The 4,257-nt window shown below is 66.1% G+C and carries 4 protein-coding genes; 2 read left to right on the top strand and 2 right to left on the bottom strand.

Annotation, left to right across the window (positions count from 1 at the left end; genetic code table 11):
* Positions 1–359 (bottom strand): ATP-binding cassette domain-containing protein (locus Q7T84_RS10140; protein ID WP_370653645.1); only part of this gene is annotated, 359 nt, incomplete at its 3' end.
* A 102-nt stretch (positions 360–461) separates the two neighbouring features.
* Complete coding sequence (bioB, locus tag Q7T84_RS10135; protein ID WP_304808377.1) at positions 462–1,472, bottom strand: biotin synthase BioB; 1,011 nt, start codon at positions 1,470–1,472, stop codon at positions 462–464.
* 86 nt (positions 1,473–1,558) lie between these two features.
* On the opposite strand from bioB, the gene Q7T84_RS10130 reads away from it, so the two are divergent.
* Both Q7T84_RS10130 and Q7T84_RS10125 read left to right on the top strand, forming a co-directional pair.
* On the top strand, positions 1,559–3,046 hold the full coding sequence (locus tag Q7T84_RS10130) for a CYTH and CHAD domain-containing protein (protein ID WP_304808375.1): 1,488 nt from the start codon (positions 1,559–1,561) through the stop codon (positions 3,044–3,046).
* A 90-nt stretch (positions 3,047–3,136) separates the two neighbouring features.
* A partial coding sequence (locus Q7T84_RS10125; protein WP_304808373.1) for an adenosylhomocysteinase occupies positions 3,137–4,257 on the top strand: 1,121 nt, incomplete at its 3' end.

Raw genomic sequence — 4,257 nt, 5'->3', positions numbered from 1 at the left:
CCCCGGCTGAAGCTCACAGTGGCCCACACGGTTTCGAAAGCGTCGGTCGACAGCTCCTGCGGCACCAGCCCGATCTTGGATCGCGCGGCGCGATAGTCGGTGATGATGTCGTGGCCGTCGGCCAGCACCTGGCCGGAGGTGGGATTGACGATCCCGCAGATGATGCTGATCAGGGTGGTCTTGCCGGCCCCGTTGGGGCCGAGCAGGGCGAAAATTTCGCCAGCGCGGATCTCCAGGTCTACGCTCTTGAGGGCCTGGAAGCCCCCCGCATAGCTCTTGGACAGGCTGGATACGGAAATGATGGGCTGCACGCGGGCTCCTTCGGGCGTCCCCGCAGATAGGGGCGGGCGAGGCCTCAAACTAGACCGCAGGACGAATAGCCGAGCCCCGATCCGACATTGGCTGGGGATGGAAGTCGCGCGCTCGTCGGCGCGCCCTTCCTGGGGCGCGCCGTTAGTCGCCTAGGCTGGGACGGCCGCTGTCTTCATGGTCATCGGCTTCATGCCGAGGTCGGCCATCAGGGCGGCGTCGGTGTCCTTGTCCGGGTTCGAGGTGGTCAGCAGCTTGCCGCCGATGAACATCGAATTGGCGCCGGCCATGAAGCAGAGGGCTTGAAGTTCGCGGCTCATATGCTCGCGGCCGGCCGATAGTCGCACGACGGTCTTGGGGCAGACGATGCGGGCCACGGCGATCATGCGCACGAACTCGAAGCCGTCGACCGCTTCGGAATCGCCCAGCGGCGTGCCGGGGATAGGCATCAGGTCGTTGATCGGCAGGCTGTCCGGATGGGCGGGCAGGGTGGCCAGGGCGTGCAGCAGGCCGGCGCGGTCGGTCCGGGTCTCGCCCATGCCGACGATGCCGCCGCAGCAGGTCGACATCCCGACCTCGCGAACCGCCTCGAGGGTGTCGAGCCGGTCTTGATAGGTCCGGGTGGTGACGACCTTGTCGTAATAGTCCGGGCCGGTGTCGAGGTTGTGGTTGTAGTAGTCGAGGCCGGCGTCCTTGAGCGCCTGGGCCTGCGGCTTGGTCAGCATGCCCAGCGTCGCGCAGGTCTCCAGGCCCAGGGCCTTCACGCCGGAGATCATGGCGGCCACCTTCGGCACGTCGCGATCCTTCAGGTCGCGCCAGGCGGCGCCCATGCAGAAGCGCTGCGCTCCGCCGGCCTTGGCGTCCATGGCCGCGGCGATGACCGTGGTGGCGTCCATCAGCTTGCTGGCCGGTACGCCGGTCTCGAAGTGCTGGGACTGGCTGCAATAGCCGCAATTCTCCGCGCAGCCGCCGGTCTTGACCGACAGCAGCTGCGAGAGCTGCACCTCGGTCGGGTCAAACCAGGCGCGGTGGGTTTCGGCCGCGCGGAACACCAGCTCGGTGAAGGGAAGCTCGAACAGGGCTTCAACCTCGGCTAGCGTCCAGTCATGCCGTGGCTGTGCGGGATCGACAGGACGGAAACCTTGGGCGATTGGAGCGTTCATGGGGAGCCTCCTCAAACAAGCGACACCAGTATGGGCGATCTGCCCTCGGGTGAGGCAAGCCGCGCGTAGCCGGGAGCGTGTAGCGCATGAGCGCGGGTGAAGACGAGATCGAGTTGAAGTTCCTCTGCGAGCCAGCGGACCTCGCGGCCGTTCTGGCCGCGGCGCCGGTCGGCGAAACCTATGAAAAGACGTTGGTTTCAACCTACTTTGACACCCCGCAGGGCGATCTGCGGCAGGCGCGGATTTCGTTGCGGATTCGCGAGGGCGGCTCAAAAAAAGTGCAGACGCTCAAGCGCGGTGACGGTTTTGCCCGCGAAGAGCACGAGAAGCCGATCAACGGCGAGGGGCTCGACCTGACGCTGCCAGCCCTGAAGGACGCTTTGCCGACCGCCGCCAAGCGGGCGAGCTTGGCGCCGATCTTCACCGTGCGGGTGGTCAGGCGCCAGCGGACGTTCGACTACGGCGGCGCGACCATCGAGATGGCGGTGGACGAGGGCGAGGTCCAGGCCGGCGATCGTAGTCGGCGGATCAGCGAGGTCGAGCTGGAACTGAAGGACGGCGATTGCTCGCCGATGTTCGATCTGGCCCGGGAGTTGTCGAAAACCGCGCCGCTCTATCTGTCGTTCGACGGCAAGGCCTCGCAGGGCCAAGGCCTGATCGACGGCACCGACCGCTCGCCCCGTCGTCACGACAAGGCGCCTTTGGCGCGCGGCCTGACCGCGGCCGGCGCCTTCCAGGCCATCGCCCGCAACACCCTGGTGCAGATCGCCGCCAACGGCGTGGTGCTGCGCCAGGCCGACAGCGTCGAGGCGGTGCATCAGCTTCGCGTCGCCGTGCGGCGCCTGCGCAGCACGATCTCGACCTTCAAGAATTTGGTCGACGACGGCCGCGTCGATGAAATCTCCAGTGAACTGAAATGGCTGGCCGGCGCCTGCGACGAGGCCCGCGACTTCGACGTCTTCGCAGCCGACGTCGGCAAGTTCGACGATCCGGCGCTGGACTTCGCGCCGCTGCTCGCCGCGGTCGATGCGGCCCGCGCCCGGGGGCACGCCAAGGCCTGCGCGGCCGTGGCCTCCGGCCGTTTCCGCGAGCTGGTGCTGGAGACCACCGCCTGGGTCGAGATCGGCGCCTGGCTGACCCAGGGCGGCAAGGCTTCGGCCAAGCGCCGCGACATGCCGGCCGAACGCTTCGCGGCCAAGGCCCTTGAGCGCCGCCGCAAGGCGTTGCTGAAACGCGGCGCCGACCTGGCGGACCAGGACGACGCCGGTCGTCATGAAGCTCGGCTCGCCGCCAAGAAGCTCCGCTACTCAGCCGAGGCGTTCGCCGCGTTGTTCGACGCGCAGGCCTGCAAAGGCTTCATCAAGAGCCTGAAGCGTCTACAGGATCAACTTGGCCTGATGAATGACGCGGCGGTGGCCGGCGCCCTGGTCGAACGCCTGAAATTGAAGGGGAAGGCGCTGGCCGCCGCTCGCCAGCTGTTGGCGCTGCGCGAGGCCGAGAAGCCCAAAACCGCCAAGGCCGCGGTGAAGGCGATGGACCATGTGGCGGCGGCTCCGCCGTTCTGGGGCGGTTAGTCATATAAAGACATCTTTATGTCTTGGTTGCCCTGAGGCCACCGGAAGGCTATAGAGCCGTCAAACCACCCTCTCCGACAGGACCGCCCGATGACCGACTATGTCGTGAAAGACATCACCCTGGCCGATTTCGGCCGCAAGGAAATCGCGATCGCCGAAACCGAGATGCCGGGCCTGATGGCCGTGCGCGCCGAGTTCGGCAAGGATCAGCTGCTGAAGGGCGCCCGCATCGCCGGCTCCCTGCACATGACCATCCAGACCGCCGTCCTGATCCAGACCCTGGAAGCCCTGGGCGCCGAAGTCCGCTGGGCCTCGTGCAACATCTTCTCGACCCAGGACCACGCCGCCGCGGCCATCGCCGCCGCGGGCACGCCGGTCTTCGCGATCAAGGGTGAAAACCTGATCGAGTACTGGGAATACGCCCACAAGATCTTCGAATGGGCCGACGGCGGCTATCCGAACCTGATCCTCGACGACGGCGGCGACGCCACCTTGCTCTGCGTGCTGGGTCCGAAGGCCGAGAAGGACCCCTCGGTCCTGAACAACCCGCAGAACGAGGAAGAAGAAGCGCTCTACACGGTTATGAAGCGCTACCTGAAGGAAAAGCCGGGCTTCTATTCGGCTATCCGCGACGCCATCGGCGGCGTGTCGGAAGAAACCACCACGGGTGTTCACCGCCTCTATCAGATGTCCGAGCGCGGCGAGCTGCCGTTCCCGGCCATCAACGTCAACGACAGCGTCACCAAGTCGAAGTTCGACAACCTCTATGGCTGCCGTGAAAGCCTGGTCGACGCCATCCGTCGCGGCACCGACGTCATGCTCTCGGGCAAGGTCGCGGTCGTGCTCGGCTACGGCGACGTCGGCAAGGGCTCGGCCGCCTCGCTCCGCAATGGCGGCGCGCGCGTCATCGTCACCGAAATCGACCCGATCTGCGCCCTGCAGGCGGCGATGGAAGGTTACGAGGTCCAGACGATGGAAGACGTCGCCGACAAGGGCGACATCTACGTCACCGCGACCGGCAACAAGGACGTCCTCACGGTCGACCACATGCGCCGGATGAAGAACAACGCCATCGTCTGCAACATCGGTCACTTCGACTCGGAAATTCAGGTCGCCGGCCTGAAGAACTTCAAGTGGGACGAGATCAAGCCGCAGGTCCACCACGTGGAATTCCCGGACGGCAAGAAGATCATCCTGCTCTCGGAAGGCCG

The sequence above is a fragment of the Phenylobacterium sp. genome, from assembly GCF_030654915.1.
GTDB lineage: Bacteria > Pseudomonadota > Alphaproteobacteria > Caulobacterales > Caulobacteraceae > Phenylobacterium.
Note: the sequence above shows the minus strand (reverse complement) of the source record. Positions and strands in the feature narration are given on the sequence as shown.

Excerpts from the sequence above, each read along its gene's own strand:
- Q7T84_RS10130 (WP_304808375.1), top strand. The coding sequence starts at position 1,559 with ATGAGCGCGGGTGAAGACGAGATCGAGTTGAAGTTCCTCTGCGAGCCA.
- bioB (WP_304808377.1), bottom strand. The coding sequence starts at position 1,472 with ATGAACGCTCCAATCGCCCAAGGTTTCCGTCCTGTCGATCCCGCACAG.